25 protein-coding genes and 1 tRNA gene are annotated in these 20,651 nt (G+C 69.6%); 19 read left to right on the top strand and 7 right to left on the bottom strand.

Annotation, left to right across the window (positions count from 1 at the left end):
• Nucleotides 1–254, bottom strand: a 254-nt coding sequence (locus CLV70_RS11975; RefSeq protein WP_146164042.1) for a helix-turn-helix domain-containing protein, incomplete at its 3' end; no start/stop codon positions are given.
• Between the two features lie 189 nt (nucleotides 255–443).
• Between CLV70_RS11975 and CLV70_RS11970 the strand changes: the two genes are divergently transcribed.
• Together CLV70_RS11970 and CLV70_RS11965 are read left to right on the top strand one after the other, a co-directional pair.
• Nucleotides 444–686: a hypothetical protein gene (locus CLV70_RS11970; RefSeq protein WP_106126488.1), complete on the top strand. Its 243-nt coding sequence runs from the start codon at nucleotides 444–446 to the stop codon at nucleotides 684–686.
• Nucleotides 683–940 (top strand): hypothetical protein, encoded by a 258-nt coding sequence (locus CLV70_RS11965; protein WP_106126487.1) that lies wholly within the window; start codon nucleotides 683–685, stop codon nucleotides 938–940. Before CLV70_RS11970 ends, CLV70_RS11965 begins: the two co-directional genes overlap by 4 nt.
• Before the next feature lie 217 nt (nucleotides 941–1,157).
• Here CLV70_RS11965 and CLV70_RS11960 read toward each other — a convergent pair whose 3' ends face one another.
• Nucleotides 1,158–1,892 carry an XRE family transcriptional regulator gene (locus tag CLV70_RS11960; RefSeq protein WP_106126486.1) on the bottom strand — a complete coding sequence of 245 codons (735 nt, stop codon included), beginning with the start codon at nucleotides 1,890–1,892 and terminating at the stop codon, nucleotides 1,158–1,160.
• Between the two features lie 137 nt (nucleotides 1,893–2,029).
• Here CLV70_RS11960 and CLV70_RS11955 point away from each other — a divergent pair, with 137 nt between their 5' ends.
• Nucleotides 2,030–2,269: a hypothetical protein gene (locus CLV70_RS11955; protein WP_106126485.1), complete on the top strand. Its 240-nt coding sequence runs from the start codon at nucleotides 2,030–2,032 to the stop codon at nucleotides 2,267–2,269.
• 43 nt (nucleotides 2,270–2,312) lie between these two features.
• Entirely contained in the window at nucleotides 2,313–2,861 is a 549-nt protein-coding gene (locus CLV70_RS11950; protein ID WP_106126484.1) for an HD domain-containing protein, read from the top strand.
• A 2-nt stretch (nucleotides 2,862–2,863) separates the two neighbouring features.
• On the opposite strand, the gene CLV70_RS11945 is transcribed toward CLV70_RS11950, so the two are convergent.
• Genes CLV70_RS11945 through CLV70_RS11935 form a run of 3 tightly spaced genes read right to left on the bottom strand, consistent with a single transcriptional unit; the run spans nucleotide 2,864 to nucleotide 4,527 of the window.
• Entirely contained in the window at nucleotides 2,864–3,316 is a 453-nt protein-coding gene (locus CLV70_RS11945) for a hypothetical protein (RefSeq protein ID WP_146164041.1), read from the bottom strand.
• Complete coding sequence (locus tag CLV70_RS11940) at nucleotides 3,309–3,785, bottom strand: NUDIX hydrolase (RefSeq protein WP_106126482.1); 477 nt, start codon at nucleotides 3,783–3,785, stop codon at nucleotides 3,309–3,311. Before CLV70_RS11940 ends, CLV70_RS11945 begins: the two co-directional genes overlap by 8 nt.
• 7 nt (nucleotides 3,786–3,792) lie before the next feature.
• Nucleotides 3,793–4,527 carry an XRE family transcriptional regulator gene (locus tag CLV70_RS11935; RefSeq protein ID WP_106126481.1) on the bottom strand — a complete coding sequence of 245 codons (735 nt, stop codon included), beginning with the start codon at nucleotides 4,525–4,527 and terminating at the stop codon, nucleotides 3,793–3,795.
• Between the two features lie 354 nt (nucleotides 4,528–4,881).
• On the opposite strand from CLV70_RS11935, the gene CLV70_RS11930 reads away from it, so the two are divergent.
• The 5 genes from CLV70_RS11930 (at nucleotide 4,882) to CLV70_RS11910 (ending at nucleotide 9,792) form a co-directional block, all read left to right on the top strand.
• A complete protein-coding gene (locus tag CLV70_RS11930; RefSeq protein ID WP_106126480.1) occupies nucleotides 4,882–5,076 on the top strand; it encodes a hypothetical protein in 195 nt (64 codons plus the stop codon).
• Nucleotides 5,066–5,758, top strand: coding sequence for a DUF2637 domain-containing protein (locus CLV70_RS11925; RefSeq protein WP_211303734.1), 693 nt, complete (start codon nucleotides 5,066–5,068; stop codon nucleotides 5,756–5,758). Before CLV70_RS11930 ends, CLV70_RS11925 begins: the two co-directional genes overlap by 11 nt.
• Entirely contained in the window at nucleotides 5,755–6,072 is a 318-nt protein-coding gene (locus CLV70_RS11920) for a hypothetical protein (protein WP_106126479.1), read from the top strand. Before CLV70_RS11925 ends, CLV70_RS11920 begins: the two co-directional genes overlap by 4 nt.
• A 395-nt stretch (nucleotides 6,073–6,467) precedes the next feature.
• Nucleotides 6,468–7,808: an FtsK/SpoIIIE domain-containing protein gene (locus tag CLV70_RS11915; RefSeq protein WP_245908174.1), complete on the top strand. Its 1,341-nt coding sequence runs from the start codon at nucleotides 6,468–6,470 to the stop codon at nucleotides 7,806–7,808.
• A gap of 286 nt (nucleotides 7,809–8,094) precedes the next feature.
• Entirely contained in the window at nucleotides 8,095–9,792 is a 1,698-nt protein-coding gene (locus CLV70_RS11910; protein ID WP_106126477.1) for a recombinase family protein, read from the top strand.
• On the opposite strand, the gene CLV70_RS11905 is transcribed toward CLV70_RS11910, so the two are convergent.
• Nucleotides 9,757–9,841, bottom strand: a tRNA-Leu gene (locus tag CLV70_RS11905). The genes CLV70_RS11910 and CLV70_RS11905 overlap by 36 nt on opposite strands.
• A 376-nt stretch (nucleotides 9,842–10,217) precedes the next feature.
• Here CLV70_RS11905 and CLV70_RS11900 point away from each other — a divergent pair.
• From CLV70_RS11900 to CLV70_RS11855, 10 genes are all read left to right on the top strand, one after another.
• A complete protein-coding gene (locus tag CLV70_RS11900; RefSeq protein WP_106126476.1) occupies nucleotides 10,218–11,819 on the top strand; it encodes a flavin-containing monooxygenase in 1,602 nt (533 codons plus the stop codon).
• 9 nt (nucleotides 11,820–11,828) lie between these two features.
• A complete protein-coding gene (locus CLV70_RS11895) occupies nucleotides 11,829–12,779 on the top strand; it encodes an alpha/beta hydrolase (RefSeq protein ID WP_106126475.1) in 951 nt (316 codons plus the stop codon).
• A gap of 635 nt (nucleotides 12,780–13,414) precedes the next feature.
• A complete protein-coding gene (locus tag CLV70_RS39660) occupies nucleotides 13,415–14,086 on the top strand; it encodes a polysaccharide deacetylase family protein (protein ID WP_158277756.1) in 672 nt (223 codons plus the stop codon).
• A gap of 111 nt (nucleotides 14,087–14,197) precedes the next feature.
• Nucleotides 14,198–15,193 (top strand): metal ABC transporter substrate-binding protein, encoded by a 996-nt coding sequence (locus tag CLV70_RS11885; RefSeq protein WP_106126473.1) that lies wholly within the window; start codon nucleotides 14,198–14,200, stop codon nucleotides 15,191–15,193.
• Nucleotide 15,194: 1 nt separating this feature from the next.
• Nucleotides 15,195–15,950: a metal ABC transporter ATP-binding protein gene (locus CLV70_RS11880; RefSeq protein ID WP_106126472.1), complete on the top strand. Its 756-nt coding sequence runs from the start codon at nucleotides 15,195–15,197 to the stop codon at nucleotides 15,948–15,950.
• Entirely contained in the window at nucleotides 15,947–16,831 is an 885-nt protein-coding gene (locus CLV70_RS11875) for a metal ABC transporter permease (protein ID WP_106126471.1), read from the top strand. The genes CLV70_RS11880 and CLV70_RS11875 overlap by 4 nt, the downstream gene beginning before the upstream one ends.
• Complete coding sequence (locus CLV70_RS11870) at nucleotides 16,815–17,633, top strand: metal ABC transporter permease (protein WP_106126470.1); 819 nt, start codon at nucleotides 16,815–16,817, stop codon at nucleotides 17,631–17,633. Before CLV70_RS11875 ends, CLV70_RS11870 begins: the two co-directional genes overlap by 17 nt.
• Complete coding sequence (locus CLV70_RS11865) at nucleotides 17,630–17,935, top strand: ArsR/SmtB family transcription factor (protein WP_106126469.1); 306 nt, start codon at nucleotides 17,630–17,632, stop codon at nucleotides 17,933–17,935. Before CLV70_RS11870 ends, CLV70_RS11865 begins: the two co-directional genes overlap by 4 nt.
• A 102-nt stretch (nucleotides 17,936–18,037) precedes the next feature.
• On the top strand, nucleotides 18,038–18,613 hold the full coding sequence (locus tag CLV70_RS11860; protein ID WP_106126468.1) for a GNAT family N-acetyltransferase: 576 nt from the start codon (nucleotides 18,038–18,040) through the stop codon (nucleotides 18,611–18,613).
• The gene (locus CLV70_RS11855; protein WP_106126467.1) at nucleotides 18,607–19,473 is read left to right on the top strand and encodes a nicotianamine synthase family protein; all 867 of its coding nucleotides are present in this window, start codon (nucleotides 18,607–18,609) and stop codon (nucleotides 19,471–19,473) included. Before CLV70_RS11860 ends, CLV70_RS11855 begins: the two co-directional genes overlap by 7 nt.
• Here the strand turns inward: CLV70_RS11855 and CLV70_RS11850 are convergent.
• Nucleotides 19,442–20,650: an amidohydrolase family protein gene (locus tag CLV70_RS11850; RefSeq protein WP_106126466.1), complete on the bottom strand. Its 1,209-nt coding sequence runs from the start codon at nucleotides 20,648–20,650 to the stop codon at nucleotides 19,442–19,444. The genes CLV70_RS11855 and CLV70_RS11850 overlap by 32 nt on opposite strands.
• Nucleotide 20,651 lies beyond the last annotated feature (1 nt).

Below are 20,651 nucleotides of genomic sequence, written 5' to 3'. Positions count from 1 at the left end.
TTGATCAGCCTCTGGACCTGGACTTCGGACAGCACCGGGTCGGGTCCGGGCGCTCCGCGTGAGGCCAGGGCCTGTTCGCCGCCGGCTTTCCACGCCCGCCGCCACGCGTACGCCGACTTCGTGGAGATCTCCAGATCGGCGGCTACCTGCGGCGCGCTCGCTCCGGCAGCGAACATCCGTGCCGCTTGCCGTCGTACCTGCTCCCGGCGGGCGCGTTGTTGCGGTCCAACCCCGCCGCCATCCCCGTATCGCATGCCCTAACTAGACAGCAGTCCCGAACCGGCAGGAATCACCCAAAGTGACGATGTGGACTTGAGAGTGACCTCAACCCCAGAAGCTCAGTAGATCGCATACGCATTGGGACACCGGCTGCCTGAAGGCCCCGGCCGTCCGTGACAGTGATCTCCGGGCGGCCGGGCTGCCAGCCGACGGAGGAACCCTCGATGACTTTTGGACAGTTCGAACCGGAGTACGTACCTCTCGCCGCCCGGCTCGTGGCCTACTACCGGGCGGTCGTCATCGCCCACACCGACGACCCGGTTGTCGGCGCGTGTCTCGTCTGCCGGGTCTCCGGCTGCGAAGACCTGCGGTATGCGTCCGCGCGATTGGCCATGGTTCCCGGGCGTTCGATCACATCGACGGTGGAGCTTGCCGAGGAGATCGACCATAAGGGCGGCCAGCCGTGACCAGTCTGGTGCCGCTCCAGGTCGGAGACGTGATCCAGGTGGAAGAGCCGGGCTGCTGCTACGGGGTGGGAAGCGTGACCTTGCGCGTTACCGAAGTGCATGGCCTCGTCTATCTCGACGACGGTCCGTGGGTCATGGTTGATGGTGTTCCGCTTTGGAGCAACGGCTTCGAGGGGGAGGTGCGGTATGCGCAGGTACGCCTGGAGGTCATTCGGCACCTGCCGCACTGGCCGTCGTCAAGGAATGCATCATGACCTCGACGGTGTACCTCTCCCATGTTGCCCGTGCCGAGATCGCGGCTGCCGAGGTTGACCTGTACTGCCACCTTCCCGTGACGCCGTGCGGCCTGTGCGTCACTTGCTCTGAACCTGAGCCGTGCAGAGGTAGGTACGCAGCGCAGCACGTGCTCCTTCGGTACGGTGTCCTGCCCAAACGCCGACCGGGTGCGGGAGGAGTCCGGACGGCCGGAGGTTACAAGCCGATGGCGGGCTTCACCACGGACCACACACGCTCGAACGAGGCCAGATAGGTCGCCACCATTCCGTCTGCGCGGTTCCCCTTGAGATGCAGTACCGGTGCGTGGGCCCCCGGGCGGCCGTAGATGTGTGAGCTGACCAGTAGCTCGTCATCGGAGCGGCATATCGAGTTGTAGAGCACGGTGTCATGCAGTCCCAGCGCGACTCCGGACTCCGCGGCAAGCGGGCCGAAGCCGACCAGAGCTGTACGGATGCGAGCGCTCATGCCGGCGCCGATGCGTTCCTCGTCTCCCCGGCTGGCGACGTGCCGACCGGCAGGATCGCCCAGCGCAATGCGCACCCGTACGCCCTGCCGTGCCTTCTCGCGCAGCAGATCGGTGACTGCGACGTTCTCGGCGAGGAAGAGCGCGCTGTACGCCAGGATTGCGATCTCGTGATCGGCCCTGCTCAGCAGCCGTACCCATGCATCGGCCGGCACCGCGGAGCGGTGCGGGTAGACGATACGCACCTCATCCGCTTGAGTTGCGGGATCGGTCGGCCTGGACATCTCCGGCCAGAGGTCGTGCGGGGACCAGCCGGTCATTTTGACCAGTGCGTCGCGGTGGCGGGGGTACGGCTGGCGTCCGGTCATCCACCGTTGCACGGTCTTCGGGTCGACGCCGAGACGTGACGCGACGTCGACGGCGTTGATGCCAGCGCCGCGTAGGGCGCGGGCGAGTGGATGGTTCACGCAACGACTCCCATCGCTGGCGAGACCGCCATCCTAGCCAAGAAGTCCCAAGACGTCCTAACGGCGTGGTCCCCTTTCTGTTACGCGCGGTGCAAAGTCGATCGAGTAGGCACAGAGGACTGGGCGGACGGGCGGCGATGGCGAGAGCTGACGAAGAACTGGCGCGAACGTCCGCGGAACGCCTGGCGCTTGCACTGGAGGACGCCGGCTTCGACGTCGGACAGGAGTTCCCGGCGCTGTATGACGCCATCGGGCGTCAGGGCACCGCGGTTGTTCGCGTCGGCGACATCTCGCCGCCCGTCGCGGATCGGCTTGCCGTCGTGCTGCTGGCCGGAGCCTCTCAAGAGAGCCACGTCGAAGAGGGCGACAACAGGTAGCAAGTCCGGCGGCGCCGGACGGGCGGTTCGTTAGTCTGCTCCCGTGGAGCAGATCGAACATGCCCGCCACCTTGCGCGCCAGTTGCTGGCCGAGTCGATCCCGCGCCGCTGGTCACACAGCCAAGGTGTCGGGCGCAAGGCGGAGGCGGTCGCCCGTCTCGTCGGTGACGAAGGCCCGGCACTGGTCGCCGCTGCGTGGCTACACGACGTCGGATATGCCCCCGACCTCGTGGTGACGGGTATGCACCAGCTCGACGGCGCCCGCTATCTGCGCGATGTGGCCCGCGCCGACGAGGTGGTTTGCCGACTGGTCGCACACCACTCATGCGCGTTCATCGAGGCCCGCAACCGCGGCCTCGCCGGCCAACTGATCGACGAGTTCCCGCTGGTCGAGGGTCTGGTGTCCGACGCCATCACGTATGCGGACATGACAACGACGCCCGTCGGTGAGCCGACCGACGTCGAGCAACGCCTAGCCGAAATCCTCACCCGATACGGTGACGGCGACGTCGTGGCGGAGTCGATCCGCGAGGCGAGTCCGCTGATCGTCAACTCGGTTCGAGTCGTCACGGCTGCGCTCAACGAACGCTGAGGTCATTCCATCCGACTCAGCGACCCCTGTTCGTCGCGGCTCCACCGGCGGCCGGCGCTGTCCAAGAACTCGATCTGCACGGGCTCAGGCTCGACATACGTCCGCAGCCAGTCTGTCGGCGCGGCTCGTTGGATGGTACGTCCGGGCGGCACCAGGCCGACGAACTCCGATCCGGCGTCCTCGCCGTCGCGCGTCGGCATCGGCAGTTCCACCTCGTAGATGGGCATGTCGCTCGCGTTGTGGACGTGGAAGGAGAGGTCGCGACTGCCGTCGACTTTGCGGATCAGCTCGACCCACGCGCTGATGCGCTCCGCTTGGGCGCGCCGCTCATCCTCAGCACGGTCCGCCTCCCGGCGGTGCTCGCGACGTAGGAGCAGGAAGCCGACCAGGAAGGCGCCGACCGTGCCGACCGCGGAGAAGACATCGGCGAAGGCGCTGAGCCAGTCGCTATCCAAGGTGTACGTCCCCGGGTGCATCCAGGAAATGGTCGAGCCGCATGCGCATCGACCGGTCCATCGGAAGCGCCCCAATCTCCCGGACGGGCACCCACCGAACCTCGGTGCTCTCGGCGCTGGTCTTCGGCGTTCCACCGACGGCTCGGGCGACGAAGACAACGGAGAACTCCTGGCGCACCTCGCCGTCGCTGGTGTAGAGGATGACGTGGCGGGGGTCGGTGTAAAGGCCGGCAAGGCCGGTGATCTCGACGTCGACTCCGGTCTCCTCCGCGGTCTCGCGTACGGCCGCGTCGGGCAGGGACTCCCCGAGATCCATGGCGCCGCCTGGCAGCGCCCAGTTGCCGTTGTCGGAACGGCGGATGAGGAGGATCTCGCCGAAGTCGTTGGTGACGACCACGTTCGCTGAGGGGACGAGCGACGCCGCGCGAGGAGCGTCCGGATCGTCGTAGTAGTCGATGCGCCGTCCCATGCTGGCCTCAGTCCAGCGGGGTGGCTTCGTCCCACACACGCTCGAAACTGTCGAGGTACGTGGACACCATGCCTCCGCCGGCCACCCGGCGGAGGTGGAGCACCGGTGCTTGAGCGGCGGTGAAGCTGTAGATGTGCGTGTTGACCAGCAGCTGGTCATCGGAGCGGTAGATCGAGTTGTAGAGCACCGTGCGGTGCAGCCGGAACTCGATGCCGTCGACCTCGCGCAGCGGCCGGTACATCACGAGCGCATTCTTGATCTTCGCGGCCTGGACGTCGTCCACGCCCTCATCGGCGCCGCGTTGCGCTACAACCTCGCTGTCCGGGTCACCCAACAGGATGCGTACGCGCACGCCGGCGTCGGCCTTCTGGCGGAAGATTCGGTGGATGCCGGCGTCCTCGGAGAGGAACAAGCCGCTGTAGACCAGGACGCCGATCTCTTCCTCGGCGTTGTCGAACATGGTGCGCCACAGCTCGGACGGAACGGTCCAGCGGTGCGGATAAATGTTGATGATCTCGCTTTCGCTGGCACTCGCGACCTGATCCGAACTCAGCGCGTCCGGCCACAGGTACACCTCGTCGACGCCGAGGTGAGCGGAGACCGCATACCGATGGCGGCGGTACGGCGTGCGTCCGCTGATCCATCGCTCGACGCTCTTCGGATCGACGTTGAGCACTTCGGCCAATGCGGCCGGCGTGAGGCCCCGTTCCAACATCGCCGTGCGTAGTCGGTCGTTCGGCATCGTCTTCCCGTCAGGACGTCCGGCAGCCCGACCACCCTATTCGAGACGTCTCGGACACGTCCAGCCACGACCTGATCACGTCCCGTCCTCTGGCCGCACTCTCGGTGGCGTCGATGCGGACCGCGCATCGCCGAACGAGAGGAGACCCCAAGCAATGGACACCCAGCACTTCACGAATCAGGTCCCGAGCTGCTCCTGCGGCGCCATGCTCGGCGACGGACATCAGACTCTGTGCCGCAAGTGCGTCGCCCGGTTGCGCTGGACTCGACGCCATCAGCCGCGCGGTGGACACGGTGGCGCCGACCGAGCCGTCCGTACGCGCCGAGGTCGGCGGAACCGCAACGGCGGTGACGTGTGACGATCGCCGTTTCCGCCGTCATCCTGCTCGGCGTCTTCGTCTACCTGCTGTGGCGGTACGCACGGTTGCCGCTGTGGCAGGCCGCCATCTGCGCGGCCTTCGGCTACTTCCTCGCCTCGTCGTCCATCGGACCGGACATCGGCGACGGACTCCGCGCTCTCGCCCGGTTCGTCGCCGGCCTTGACCTCTGAAGTGGGCGACCCGCCAACCGCTGAACGGCGCGACTGGTGGGTGATCGTCGGCATGTCTGTTGCCGCCATCTCCGCCGCGGTGGCGAGCTTCGCCGGCCTTCGCGGTCTGGCTCTGGTCGCCGGCTGGCCGGACCGGCTTGCGTGGCTCCTACCGGTCACCATCGACGCGTACGCCATGACTTCAGCGCGAGTGTGGCTCGCCGGAACGCTCGGTGACGGCGGGGCCCGGAACTTCGCCCGCGCGAACGCGATCGGCGCCATCGCAACGAGCATCGTCGGCAACGCCGGCTTTCACCTCATCGTGGCCGGCCTCCTCACCATCTCCTGGCCGATCATCGTCCTCGTCGGCGCCGTACCGGCCGCCGTACTCGGACTGACCGCACACCTGCACGCGCTGACCGCGTTCGTGCCGCCGCAGACCACCTCACCGCTACCGGCCGATGAGCGTCCTCAGACCCGTACCGGAATCCGGACCCGGCGCGCGAAGCGCCGGACCGATGCCGCCCTGCTGAACGCGGCCAGGGAGGCCGACGCCCGGCACCGCGCCGCACACGACGGACGCCCTATCAGCCGAGACGGACTGCGCTCGGCGCTGCGTATCGCCGGACCCAAGGCAACAGAGCTTCGGCGCCAGTTGGCCGCCGAGACGCCCGACCGAAAGGAGGCTGCACGCCGCCCATGACCAAGCACCCGCAAGTCCCGCGCCCGACAGTCGATCAGGAGGCCGTTCTCACCCATCTACGCGCCGCCCACCGACAGCCCACGCCCGTCGCCCTATGGACAGCCATCGCCGACGTTCCTGTACTGCTCGCCGAGATTGAGCGCCTCGCGCACCTGCTGAGCCGCACGCGGTGGGACTTCGCCGACCTCCTCGCCGCTGCCCGCGCTACCCTCGCCGCCCACGACGAGGGCGAGCACGACCCGCTGACGTACCTCCGCGATGCAGTCGCCGAGCACCACCTCTGGACGCCGGCCCACGCCGGAATCGCCGAATGAGAGCGTACGGACGCCGGCACCGCCGGTGGAGCCGCCGTGACCCGCAACCGCTCCTGCTCGTACCCGACGAACCGCTCCTCGTCGCCGGCCTGGCCGCGATCGGACGAGTCCTGTTCCGGTACCGGTCGGAACTCGCACCAATCATCGCCGGACTCTCGCTGGCTGTCGCCGGACTCTTGCTGCACCGGACGCACCCCGGCGCATGGCCGGTGGTAGCCGTACTCACGGCTCTTGTCGCACTGACGGCCGGGCTGCGAGGCCGGCCTTGGGACCTTGCGCGCACCGAAGAACGCGGGTACGCCGCTACGACATGCGCCGTTGGGGGAATGTGGCTTACTGCCGCGACGGCGCTCGGCCCGGGCCGCACGCCTCTGCCCACTGTCTTGGTCGTCTCAGTGGCGGGATTCGGTGTTCCGTGGTGGGCGCATCGCCGCCGCAGAGCGCGCGTTCGGGTCGACCGCGTCATCCACGCCTGGCCCGACCTTGCCGAGGCGGTCGGGCTCAATGGCTCACGGCTCATGTCGGCCGTCGTGGACACCTGGGGCTGGCGCGCTCTGATGAAGCTTCGCCCGGGCCAGAGCATCTCGGACGTCGTCGCACGAGTGCCAGCCATCGAGTCAGCACTCGGTACGCGACCGGGCGCGGTGCGCGTCGAGCAGGACCCGGCGCACGCCGGCCGCTGCACGATGCGGGTCGTCGCGCTCGACCCGCACGCCGGCGCCATCCCGTGGCCCGGCCCGGTGGCGCGGTCGCTGGCGGACCCGATGGAACTCGGCGTCTTCGAGGACGCCACGCCCGTCCGGGTGCCGCTGCTACGACGGCACGCGCTGATCGGCGGCACCACCGACTCCGGCAAGAGCGGCGTGCTGAACGTCGTCCTCGGCAACCTCGCTGCCTGCTCCGACGTCGTGCTGTGGGGCATCGACCTCAAGGGCGGCATGGAACTTCGGCCGTGGGCGTCGTGCCTTGCCCGGCTCGCCACCACGCCGGAAGAGGCAACACGGCTCCTGGCCGACGCGGTGGCCGTGCTCGACGCCCGCGCCCACGCATCCAGCCGGGACAACAGCCGCGTGTGGGAACCCACGGCGTCCGCGCCGGCACTGGTGATCGTCATTGACGAGTACGCCGAGCTGGCCGACACGGCACCGGCCGCCGTGACGCACGCCGAGTCGATCGCTCGGCGTGGGCGCGCGGTCGCAGTCGACCTGCTCACCGCCACGCAGCGACCCACGCAGAAGGCGATGGGCGGCGGCGCGCTGCGCTCGCAGATGAGCGTCCGGGTCTGCCTGCGGGTGCGGGAACGCCGCGACGTCGACCTCATCCTCGACAAGGGCATGCTCGCCGCTGGCTGGCACCCCCACACCCTGGACGCGCCCGGCAAGTTCTACCTGCTGGCCGACGGCCACAACCAGCCCAGAAGGGCCCGCGCCTACCTCGTCACGGACGACGATGTCCGGACGACGGCCGCCCGCTACGCCGACCAGCGACCCGAGCTGGATGCGCTGTCCCAGGCCGCGATTGACAACCCCGTCAGCCGACCGGCTGAGATCGCAACCGGTCCCGACCCCGAACAAGCGCTCATAGCGGCTTTGGCCGGAGCGCCAGACGAAGGCCTGCGGGTCGCCGATCTCATGCGGCTCATCGGGATGGGACGGACGTGGATCTACGAGCGGCTTCAGGCGCACGCCGCCGCCGGGCATGCCCGGCAGGTCACTCGCGGACGCTGGAGAGCCTGACCTGATCGTCCGTGCGGACGTCCGTCCGCACGCGCGCGTCTGCGCTGATAAGCGCGCGGACGGACGACGGACGGACGTCGCGCAGGCTCCACTTTCGAGCAGAGAGGAGGCATGTCATCACCACCAATCAGCCCGACGACGAAGGGAGAAATCGCAGCATACGAAGGGCAGAGACGCTGGTCGTCAAGGATGCCCAGGTCAAGACGTCCCTAGAAGTCCCGCTGTCTGAGGCGGCCGCAGATGTGCTGTGGCGCATCATCGACCGGGCTCGGAAGAATCGATCGACATGACGAGGTTCGCCTTCTACGGACGTGTGTCGACCGAGGACCAGCAGGATCCCGAGGCGTCGAAAGGCTGGCAGCTCTCTCGCGCTCGCAGCCTGATCGAGCCGGCCGGCGGCGAGGTCGTCGCCGAGTTCTTCGACATCGGCCTGTCTCGGTCGCTGCCCTGGAAGCGCCGACCGGAGGCCCTGCGGTTGCTGGACGCGATCAAGAGTCCCAGCCGGGACTTCGATGCGGTGGTCATCGGCGAGCCGCAGCGCGCCTTCTACGGCAGCCAGTTTGGCATGACATTCCCGGTCTTCGTCCACTACGGCGTCGGCCTCTGGGTGCCCGAGGTCGGCGGCGCCATCGATCCCGGCTCGGATGCGCACGATCTCGTCATGGCTCTCTACGGCGGCATGAGCAAGGGCGAGCGCAATCGCATCAAGATCCGCGTTCGCTCGGCGATGAAGTCGCAGACCGAGTTGGAAGGACGGTTCCTCGGCGGTCGCCCGCCGTACGGATACCGGCTTGCCGAGGCCGGCCCGCACCCGAACCCCGGCAAGGCCGCTGAAGGCAAGCGCCTGCACCGACTCGAACCCGATCCCGTCACCGCTCCGGTCGTTCGCCGGATCTTCGACGAGTACGCGGCGGGCCGGGGCATGACGTCCATCGCCCGCGGACTGACACATGACGGCATCGCGTGTCCCTCCGCCTACGACAGGGCCCGGAACCCGCACCGCAACACCGAGGTGTGGGAGACGAGCGCCGTTCGCGCGATTCTCCGCAATCCGCGCTACACCGGTCGCCAGGTGTGGAACAAGCAACGCACGGACGAAGTGCTGCTCGACGTGGAAGACATCGCCCTCGGCCATGAGAACAGGCACCGGTGGAACGACGAAAGCGATTGGGTTTGGTCCAAGGCCGAGGCCCACACGCCTCTGATCACGGCCGACCTCTACGAGCGGACGCAGACGACGATCAAGGTCCGCGGAACTAACGGCGAGCAGGGCCGGGCGCCGCGTCGCAGCACTCGCCCGTACCTGTTCCGCGGACTCATCAATTGCGGGCTCTGCGGACGCCACATGGTCGGCAACCTCAACCACGGCCGCCTGTACTACCGGTGCAAGGCATCACGCGACTTCGTGCGCCAGCACGAGGTCGCCCACCCGCCGATGCTGTACCTGCGTGAAGACACCATCACCGATCCCGTTGACCGATTCCTTCGCCAGGAACTCAACGCGGGCACGCTGGCCGCGAACCTCCGCGCCCTGGCCGACGCCCACCACCGCGCCGAACTCGCCGCCTACCGCGCTCAGGACCAGACCAGCCAGCTGCGCCAAACGATCACCGACTGCGACGCCAAGATCGAGCGCTACCGCGCGGCGCTGGACGCCGGGGCAGATCCCGCGCTCATCGCCGGCTGGATCCGCGAGGCCTCGACCGTTCGAGGGACCGCGGAGGCCGCGCTACGGACGAGCGAGGCACCGCCGCAGCGGCTCAACGACGATCAGATCGCGGCGCTTGTCGACGGCCTGGGCAGCTTGCTCACCGTCCTGCGGTGCGCGGAGCCACGGGACAAGGCGGAGCTTTACAGCCGGATCGGCCTGCGGATGACCTACAAACCAGGCCCGAAAACGCTGAAGGCCGAGATCGTGTCTACCGATCTCGGCCGTGTGCTTAATGTGTGTCCGAGGGGGGACTTGAACCCCCACGCCCGATAAAGGGCACTAGCACCTCAAGCTAGCGCGTCTGCCATTCCGCCACCCGGACCTGCTTGTGTGGTCGCGCCGGGTCGACGGGCGGTTGGCGTCCGCTGTCGGTGGGCCCCGGCGGGCCGCACAGGAGAGAACTTTACACGGCCTCGTGCCGGGTTTGCATCGGGCCCACCCCGGCGGGTCGGGGTGGCGGCCGGCGGGCGGGGAACACGATCTTGACCTGGGGTTTTACCGGTTGGAAACGTTGACCGGGGGAGAGAATGCATCCTATATTGTGGCTCAGGTCACCTGGGACGCCGCGGGAGCGGCTGCCGGGCCCGGCGGGAGTGGCTGGGTGCTGGCGTACCTCGCGTGGGGCCCGGCCGGATCGGCGGCGGGCGGGCGTGAGGGCTGGAGGATTGTTCGCCGCCAAAACCCCCTTGGAGGCATCTATGACCGAGAATCGTTCCGTTGATGTGGTGATCGTCGGTGCCGGGTTCTCCGGCATGTATCTGCTCCACAGACTTCGCCGGCAGAATCTCAGTGCGGTGGTTTTCGAGGCCGGGACCGATGTCGGCGGGACCTGGTACTGGAACCGGTATCCCGGGGCCCGGGTCGATGTCGAGAGCCTCGCCTACTCGTACTCGTTCTCCGAGGAATTGGAGCAGGAGTACGAGTGGCAGGAACGGTATCCGACTCAGCCCGAGATTCTGCGGTATGCGCGGCATGTCGCCGACCGGTTCGATCTGCGCCGGGGCATCGTGTTCCGGACCCGGGTCAGCGGGGCGACCTGGGACGATCAGGCCAGGACCTGGCTGGTGCGCACCGAGCATCAGGATGCCGTCACCGCCCGGTTCCTGGTGATGGCCACCGGCTGCCTCTCCGCGTCGAAGATGCCGGAGATTCCGGGCCTGGAATCGTTCAAGGGCGCGACGTACCACACGGCGCACTGGCCGCATGAGGGCGTCGACTTCACCGGGATGCGGGTCGGGATCGTCGGGACCGGATCCTCGGGGGTGCAGTCGATTCCCGTGATCGCTCGGCAGGCCGCCGAGCTGACCGTTTTCCAGCGGACGCCGGCGTACTCGTTGCCCGCGCGGAATCGGGCCCTGCGGTCCGACGAGATCAAGGAGATGAAGGCGAACTACCGCAAGTTCCGGCGGGCGCAGCGGGAATCCGGGTTCGGGGTTCCCGTTCCCGAGCCTACGAAGTCCGCGCTCGAGGTGTCCGAGGCCGAGCGGGATGCCACCTTCGAGACCGCGTGGGAAAGCGGGAGCCTGGTCAATCTGCTCACCGCGTACAAGGATCTGGCCACCGACCAGGCAGCCAACGACACCGCCCGCAGGTGGATCCACCGCAAGATTCACGACATCGTCGCTGATCCCGCGGTGGCCGACGATCTCAGCCCCGAATATCCGGTCGGCACCAAGCGGCCGTGCCTGGACACCGGATATTACGAGACCTACAACCTGCCGCATGTGCATCTGGTGAACCTGCAGCGCACCCCGCTGGTCGAGGTGACGGAGAAGGGCATCAGAACCGCCGGTCGGGAGTACGAGTTCGACGCGATCGTCTACGCCACCGGCTTCGACGCGATGACCGGAGCCCTGACCAATGTCGACATTCGCGGGCGCGACGGGCTGTCGCTCAAAGAGACGTGGAACGCGGGGCCGCGTACGTATCTCGGGATCGGGTCCGCCGGTTTTCCGAACCTGTTCATGATCACCGGGCCGGGCAGCCCCTCGGTGCTGTCCAACATGGTGGTCTCCATCGAGCAGCACGTCGACTGGGTGGTCGACGCGATCACGCACCTCGACGCGCAGGGGCTGCGGGTGATCGAGCCGGCCCAGGAGGCACAGGACGCGTGGGTCGCGCACGTCAACGAGATCGCCGGCTACACGCTCTATCCGAAGGCGAATTCCTGGTACATGGGTGCCAATGTGCCGGGCAAACCGCGGGTGTTCATGCCGTACGCGGGCGGCGTCGGCGCGTACCGCAAGAAATGCGATGAGGTCGCCGCCAAGGGCTACGAGGGTTTCCGGCTCACCGTCTGAGGAGTTGCCATGTCCCGTCGTGAATTGATCGACCCCGAGGTCCGCGTACCGTTGGATCAGTTGTTGGAAGCGATGCCCGGTGGGTTCAATGCCATCGGCGACATCGTGCAGCGCCGGGCCGCCGTGGAGGCGCTGCTGGGGGCCATCGAGGTGCCCGAGAACCCGGATGTGGTCAAGGAGGACCGTACGGTTCCGGGCCCGCAGGGTGAGCCCGACATCTCCGTACGGATATATCGGCCGCGCGATGCCGCCGCGCCGCTGCCCGGAATCTATTTCATCCACGGCGGCGGAATGATTCTCGGCACCGTGGCCGGCGAGGATCCGACCGCGACGTTGCTGTGCGACCAGGTGGGCGCGGTCGTGGTGTCGGTGGAATACCGGCTGGCGCCGGAGCATCCGCACCCCGCCCCGGCCGAGGACTGCTACGCGGGCCTGCAATGGACCGCCGCCCACGCCGCCGAACTCGGCATCGACCCGGACCGGCTGGCGATCTACGGCGGCAGCGCCGGCGGCGGCCTGGCCATCGCGACCGCGCTGATGGCCCGCGACCGGGGCGGGCCGGCGCTGCGGTTCATGATGCCGATCTACCCGATGATCGACGACCGCAACGGGACCGCGTCCAGCCACGAGATCACCGACATCGGCATCTGGGACCGCGACGGCAACGCCGAGGCCTGGGCCTGGTACCTGGGCGGCAAACCGGCCGATCAGTACGCCGCCCCGAGCCGAGCGGAGGACCTGTCGGGCCTGCCACCGGCGTTCATCGACGTCGGCACCGTGGACCTGTTCCGCGACGAGGACATCGCGTTCGCGCAGCGGCTGATGGCCGCCGGGGTGCCGACCGAGCTGCACGTGCACCCGGGCAGCTACCACGCGGCGGAGACGTTCGCGGCGGAGGCGGCGCTGGCGCGGCGGACGTGGGCATTGCGGGTGGACGCCTTGAAGCGCGCGCTGGCCTGATCCAGCGCCACCGGAAGGCCCATCCACGATCAATGTGGATGGGCCTTCTTTTCGGTGCCGGCCGGGGATTGCCGAGCGGTGCTAGCCTCGTCCGCTGGCGACGGAGATTGATCTTGTCGGGGCCGGGCGGCGGTGGGCCGGGCCTCCCGGGGTCGTGAGGAGTTCGAGTGTCCGATGAACCTCAGCGGTCGGTACCGGAGGACCGGACGGTAGAGGCGCCGGACGAGGACGGGCAGACCGACGAGGACCTTGCGCCGGCCGCAGGGCCGGCCGCAGGACCGGCGGAGCCGGCGCCCGCCGACGGGCAGACGGCAGAGGCGTCCGAGGCCCCCGCCGCCCCGGCTGAGCAACCGGAACCGGAGGACGGCGTTGCGAGCGGGCCTTCGGCGGACGCGGCCGGGGTAGAGCCTCCCAGCGCGCCGATCCCGGCTCCCGCTGAGCCTGACACCCAGGAGGCGGCCGGCGGTGACCCGCCGCCGCCGCGGCAACCCGGGCGCCCGCTCCTCGATCGCCGGCGCCTGCTGATCGCGGGTGCGGGGGCGGCCCTGGCGGCGGTCGCCGGCGGCATCGCTGTGGGAACGGGCGGTGATGAGCCGGACGTCGCCGGGCCGCGCCCCGCGGGCCCGGTGACCGCCGTGCGGTCGAGGCAGCCCGAGAGTACGCGGGTCACGCCGCCGCCGGTCGCGGTGCAGCGGGCGCCGATCTTCACGCTGGCGCAGTACCGGAAGGCGACCGGTGCGGCACCGTTCCCGGCCGATGCGATCGCGTTGACGATCGATGACGGCCCGCACCCGGTCTGGACGCCGAAGATCCTGAAGTTGCTGGACCGGTATCACGTGCCCGCGATGTTCTGCATGATCGGCAACCAGGTGCTGGGTCATGAGGACGTCGCCAAGATGGTGACCGCCGCGGGGCATCAACTCGCGAACCACACCTGGAGCCACCCCGGGGTGCTGAGCAAGAGGAGCGGCACCACCATCCACCGCGAGATCCTCAGGGCCCAGGAGAAGATCCACGACACCACCGGGTACGCGCCGAAGCTCTTCCGTTCCCCGGGCGGTGTCTGGTCGCCGAAGGTGCTGCGGCAGGTGGCGATGGCGGGGCTGTTCCCGCTGGACTGGACCAATGATCCGAGGGACTGGTCACGGCCCGGCGTGGGCAGGATCGAGCACGCGATGCTGGCCGCGCGTCCGGGGCAGATCCTGCTGTGCCACGACGGCGGCGGCGACCGGTCGCAGACGTACCACGCCCTGAAGACGGTTCTGCCCCGGCTCAAGGCGCGCGGACTGCGCTTCGTCGCTCTGTAGAGCGCCGCACAGCGCATTCGCCCATCCGGTGTGCATGCATGGTCATCTCAGCATTAGACGATACTAAATGAAAACGATTACCGTTCTGATCCTCAGGAACGGAGTCCTCAGATGGAACATCGGCATCGCATTCTCGCGGCCGCGGCCACCGCCGCGGCTCTGGTTCTTCTCGGCGCGTGCGGATCCGGCGGCGACGACGCCGCCGCGAACAGCACGTCTTCCTCCGGTACGCGGCTGGCGGTGGTCGCCACCACCCCCGAGGTCGCCGATTTTGTGCGCAACGTCGGCGGCGACGACGTGGCGGTCACCCAGGTCATCAAGCCCAATGTGGACCCGCACGACTACGAGCCGACCCCCGCCGACCTGCGGGCCATCGGCAAGGCGAAGATCGTCGTCAAGAACGGTGTGGGCCTCGAGGAGTGGCTCGACCGGACCATCGAGTCCGCCGGCTTCCAAGGCACGGTGGTCGACTCCAGCCAGGGCGTGACGCTGCGCGAGGGTGGCCACGAGCACGAGGAGGAAGGCGAGGAGCACGCCGAAGGGGAGGAGCACGCCGAAGGGGAGGAGCACGATCCGCACATCTGGCACGACCCCCGCAACGCGAAGATCATGGTCATCACCATCGAGAAGGCGCTGACCGCCGCCGACCCCGCGCACGCCGCCACCTTCGCCAGGAACCGGGCCGAGTACACGGCGAAGATCGACAAGCTGGACGCCGACAACGAGGCGGCCTTCGCCAAGATCCCGCCGGCGCAGCGCAAGCTGGTCACCAACCATGACGCGTTCGGCTACTACGTCGACCGCTACAAGCTGGAATTCGTCGGCTCGGTGATCCCCAGCCTCGACACCTCCGCCGAGTTGTCCGCCCAGCAGCTCAACGACCTCGTCGCGAGGATCAGGGCGACCGGCACCAGGGCGATCTTCACCGAGAGCTCGCTGCCGCCCAAGAGCGCCGAGGCCATCGCCCAGCAGGCCGGCGTCAAGGTCGTGGGTGGCGAGGACGCCCTGTACGGCGACAGCCTCGGCGCCGAAGGCACTCCGCAGGGCACCTACCTCGGCGCCGAGCAACACAACACCCGAGTGATCACGTCCGCCCTGGCCGGTTGAGATGGCCGACGCCACCCTCGGTTTCAGCGGGGTCAGCGTCGGCTACCACGGTAGTCCCGTGCTGACCGACATCGAGCTGAACGTGCACGCCGGTCAGCGCCTGACCCTGGTCGGCCCGAACGGCGCCGGCAAGTCCACGCTGATCAGATCGGTGCTCGGCCTCGTGCCGGTCCTGCACGGCAGCGCGACGGTGCTGGGCCGGCCGCCCGCTCAGGCGCGAAGCGTCACCGGCTACGTGCCCCAGACCGGATCCCTCGACGCTGCCTTCCCGGTCAGCGCCCGGCAGGTCGTCATGATGGGCCGCTACCGCCGCATCGGCTGGTGGCGCCCCGCCCGGGCCGCGGACCGCGCCGCGGTGCGGGAGGCCCTGGAGCGCGTCGGGCTTGCCGACAAGGCGCAGCGTCAGTTCGGCGTGCTCTCCGGCGGCCAGCGCCAGCGCGTGCTGCTGGCACGCGCGATCGCGGCCGAACCCCGGCTGCTGCTTCTCGATGAGCCGTTCAACGGCGTCGACGCCGTGAGTCAGGAGGCGATCCTGCGGGTGCTGCACGACCTCAGCGCGGCCGGCACCACCGTGGTGCTCAGCACTCACGACCTTGCCGTCGCCCGGGAATTCTCCGACCTCGTCTGTCTGCTCAACGGGCGCCAGTGGGCACTGGGCACCCCCGCCGAGGCGTTGACCGCGAGCGCGTTGCGGCGCGCGTACGGCGGACACGCGGTGGACGTGGACGACGGCCGGACGGTGCTGGTGGAACCGTGATCGAGCCGTTCACCGTTCCGTTCATGGGCCGGGCGCTGGCCGAGCTCGCACTGCTGGCGCTCATCTGCGGCCCGGTCAGTGTCCTGGTGTTCGTGCGGCGGCTGTCCTTCGTCTCCGACGCGCTGACCCACACCGTCTTCCCCGGGGTCGTCATCGGGTTCGTGTCCGGTGGCGCCGAGGGTCTGTTCGCCGGCGCGCTGATCGCCGGGGTCGTCACCGCGGTCCTCCTGACGGTGCTGACTCGCGGCGGCGCCCTGTCCGACGACGCGTCCGCGGCCGTCGTGCTCGCGGCGATGTTCTCCATCGGCGTGGTGATCGTCTCCCGGCGGTCCTCGTACACGTCCGACCTGACCTCGTTCCTGTTCGGTCGCATCCTGACCGTCACACCGCGCCAGATCGCCGAGACCGCCGTGCTGGCGGTGATCATCCTCGGCGTGCTGCTGGTCGGCGCCCGTGCCCTGATCTTCCGGGCCTTCGACCCGGCGGGCGCCGCCGCGGCGGGCTTCCGCATCGTCTGGCTGGACCTGTGGCTCAACGTCGTGGTCGCGCTCGTGGTGGTCGCCGCGGTCCGTGCCGTCGGCACGATCCTGGTGGTGGCCCTGCTCATCGTGCCCGCCGCGGCCGCCCGCATGATCACGTCGCGCCTGGCGGTGATGGCCGTCCTCGGCAGCGGCCTGGTCCTGCTCGCCGGGTACGGCGGTCTGCTGCTCAGCTGGACCGCGTCAGTCGACCACGGCATCTCGCTGACGTCGGCGTCGGCGGTCGTCCTGATCCTCGTCCTCGCCTACGTGCTGCTGCCCCTGGGTGCGCTGCGCCTGCGGCGGCACCCGTCCGGTTCGGTCCGCCCGGAAAGGACCTCCCCGCATGAGCTGGTGGGATGACGCGGTGCACCGGGCGGCGGCCGAGGTGCTGCTCGTCGGCGCTCTGGCCGGCCTCGTCGGCGTGCAGGTGGTGCTGCGCCGGCTGTCGTTCTTCACGATGGCCCTGACCCACGCCACCTTTCCCGGCGTCGTGGTGGCCTCCATCATCGGCGTCAACATCGTCATCGGCGGTGTCGTCGCGGGCGCCGCCGTCGCCGTGGGAGTCGCGGCGCTGAGCCGGCGCCGCGGCCAGGACGCCGCCGCGGCGACGGGTGTCATGATCTCCGCCGGGTTCGCCCTCGGCGCCGGACTGGTGGCCACCCAGAGCGGGTTCAGCCGCGACCTGTCCGCATTCCTGGTCGGATCGATTCTCACCGTCAGCGAACGCGACCTGGTCATCACCGCGGTCGTTCTTCTGGCGGTGGGGCTGGTGCTGCTGGCCTTCGCTCGTCCCCTGCTGTTCACCGGCTTCGACCGTGCCGGGGCGCGGGCGGCAGGCTACGCCACCGGCGCCTGGGATCTGGTACTGCTGCTCACCATCGAAGTCGTCGTCGTGACGATCGTGCCCGCCGTGGGCACCGTTCTGGCTCTGGCGCTCATCGTGGCACCGGCCGCGGCGGCACGGATGTGGTCCACCCGGTTGCCGGTCATGACCGCGTTGGCGGTCGCGATCGGTGCCGGCAGCGGGCTCGCCGGCCTGTACGCCTCCAGCCACTGGAACGTCGCCGCCGGCGCGAGCATCGCCCTGGCGGCGACGGCGATCCTGATGCTGTCGTCGCTGCTGGCCCGGGTGCGGGATCTCCGGCCGAGGGCCACAGCATGAACGCGGCGCCCACCGCCTCTTCCCACCCGGAGCTGGAACGCGCGGTCATCGTCCTGCGTGGCATGGCTTACGGGCACCGGCTGCACATTCTCGTCCTGTTGCGGTCCGGCGAACTCACGCCCGCGGAGCTGGCCGATGCCGTACCGGCGGATCCGACGGCCCTGGCGCACCACCTTCGTTTCCTGAAGGACGCCGGGCTGGTGCGGCGGCAGCGCCGCGGCCGGCACGTCTTCTACGCGCTGCACGATGAGGCGACCGGGCGGCTCGTGAACGAGGTGCTGAGGTACGCCTCCGTCACCTGAGCAAATGAAAATCGTTGCTATTAACGATGCCCGGCCGGCCGAGGTCGTCCGGGCATCGCTTGAACCGGAGAATGTCGAAGTACCGATGGGAGAACCCGAAGTATGTCGAGCCCTCAGGGAACGGGCCTGGTCGAGTCCTCGGACCTGATCGTCGGGCCGGCCGCGCCGGCGGATCTGCTCGAGGCGGAGGCGGTCATGCGGGAGGTGTTGCGCACCGACCTCGGCGGATACCGCGAGCAGTGGCATCGAGATCTCGATGATCTGGAGGCGGCCTACCTGCGCCGCCCGGGGTGCGTGTTGCTCGTCGCCCGGGACGTGGCCGGCGTCGTGGGCACCGCTGCCGTCAAGCCGTGCGTGCTGACCAGCCCGCCGAACCCGGAGTGGCTCGCGCGCGAATACAACCGGCCGGAGGTGTGCCAGCTCGTCCGGGTGTGGGTCGCCCGGAGGGCGCGTCGCCGCGGTGTGGGTCGTGCCCTTGCCGGGCGGGCCGTGGCCTGGAGTGCCGGCCCGGGCGGATACCGCCGGGTGTACCTGCACACCGATGCCGGCGTCCCCGGCGCGGAGGCGTTCTGGCGTTCGATGCCGACCCGCGAGATCCATGACGCCAGGCCTGACCCGTTCCACACGGTGCACTTCGAGATCGACGTCGACGCGGTGCTGCGGGCACCCGGATGCTGAGCCTGTCCACCGCTCGCGACTGGGACATCGCCTCAGCCGGTTCACTGTCCGGCCGCATTCTCGGCCTGTACGAGAGGCTGCGGGCACAGCGCGATCTCGCCCCGTCGGCTGTGGTCGACGCGCTCTTCGCCGATCTGGTGAGCGCCTGCCTCCACACCGATGCCGGGGAAGTCGCGTCAGCGCTGTCCGACCCGCGCATCGGCGGCGTGCGATCGGAGCTGATCCGGCTGTGCGCGCAGGGGGAATCCCTGCTCGAACAGGCCTGGGCCCGCAGGGTGCTCGCCGCCGCCGATCCGGACGCCGAGACGGCCGCCTTCCCGTACCTCCGCAACTACGAGGAACTCGCCCGGCTCGAGGTGCACGCCCTGGCGGGAGCGGGTCACCCGCCCGGGAGCACCCGCCGGCTCTGCTTCGTCGGCGGTGGTCCGTTGCCGCTGAGCGCCATCCTGCTGTGCCGCGCCCTGGGAGCCGAGGCCACGGTCGTGGACCGGGACCGCGAGGCCGTCGAGCTTTCCCGCCGCCTCGTCGATCGGCTCGTCCCGGCGCATCGGATCAGCGTCCTCCTGGCCGACGCGGCCTCCCCGGCCGACATGGCACCCGCGGTCGCCGGTTGCGACGTCGTGGTCGTCGCCGCGCTGGTCGGCACCACGCAGGCGCAGAAGCGGGCGGCGTTGCGAGCCGTCGCACTGTCCGTCGAGCCCGGAACCCACGTCGTCATCCGCAGCGCGGACGGCCTGAGGTCGCTGCTGTACCCCGTGGTCGACACCGGCGACGTCCATGACGCCGGACTGGTGCCGGAGCTCCTCCTGCACCCTCTGGGGGAGGTGATCAACTCGGTGCTGGTGGCCCGGCGGCGCTGACGACGGGCCGGCCGCGCAGGACCACCTCCCGGATCCGGGTGAGGGCAAGGACGTCGCGTTGCACGTCACCGTCCACCACGACAAGGTCAGCCGCCATGCCCGGGCGAAGCCGTCCCGCGGTGCCGGTCAGCCCGCACGCCTCCGCGGCCTCCGAGGTCGCGGCAGCGACCGCGGCGGACACCGGTAGGCCGGACCGGACCAGCTCACCGACCGCATGCGCAAGCACCCCGTGCGGCTTGGCGGGGTGGATGCCGGCATCCGAGCCGGCGAGCAGGGGCACCCCGGCGGTGTGGAGCCGGCCGACCTGCGCGAACCGGGCCTCCAGCGTCATCCCGGTGCGGCGCATGACCTCGATCGCCTGCGGCGACGGCGGAAGCGAGGGCAACCGGCCGAACGTCGGGCACACCCGGACCCGGCGTTCGGCCAGCCCGGCGACCACCGCGTCCGGGGTGTGGATTCCGTACGGAGTCAGGCACGTGCAGTGCTCGATCGCGTCCACGCCCGCGGCCAGGCACACCTCGACGGCGGACACCGGGTGGGCGTGCGCGGTCACCGGCAGCCCGCGGCGGTGAGCCTCGTCGACCACGACGCGGACGTCGGCGACCTCGAACTGCAATCGCAGCAGATCGGACCCGGCCGTCATCGCTCCGCCGCTCACGACGACTTTGACGATCTGGGCGCCGTGGTCATGTCGCTGGGCGACAGCGGCCCGCAGCGCATCCCGTCCGGTCACTGCGCCGCCGAGCGCGGCGCAGTGACCGTCGGCCGACGTGATGGGCGGCCCGGATCCGACGACCGAGGGCTCATCGTCGCGGACCGTCCGGTCCAGGACCGCGAACCGGTTGTCGCCCAGGTCCCGCACCGTGGTCACCCCGGCGCGGACCTGCGCCAGCAGGGCCCGGCGGATGACCTGTTCGCGTTCGGCCGCGGATCGCCCGGCATCCAGCACGAGGGCGTCCGGTTCGTCGCCGGCCACGAGGTGGACGTGGGTGTCGATCAGGCCGGGCAGGACGGTGGCGCCGGGCCGATCCCATACCGGCAGGCCCGGGGGCACCGGCGCGTGCCGCGGCCGGACCGCGGCGATGCGACCGCCCTCGACGTGAACCTGCACCCCGTCGGCGAGGAAGGCCTCACCGTCGAACGCATGGGCCGCCCGTACGACATAGGAGCTGTCCATT

Origin of the sequence: Pseudosporangium ferrugineum, assembly GCF_003002065.1 — a bacterium.
In the GTDB taxonomy this organism is placed as follows: domain Bacteria; phylum Actinomycetota; class Actinomycetes; order Mycobacteriales; family Micromonosporaceae; genus Actinoplanes; species Actinoplanes ferrugineus_A.
This window is presented reverse-complemented; position numbering and strand designations above follow the sequence as displayed.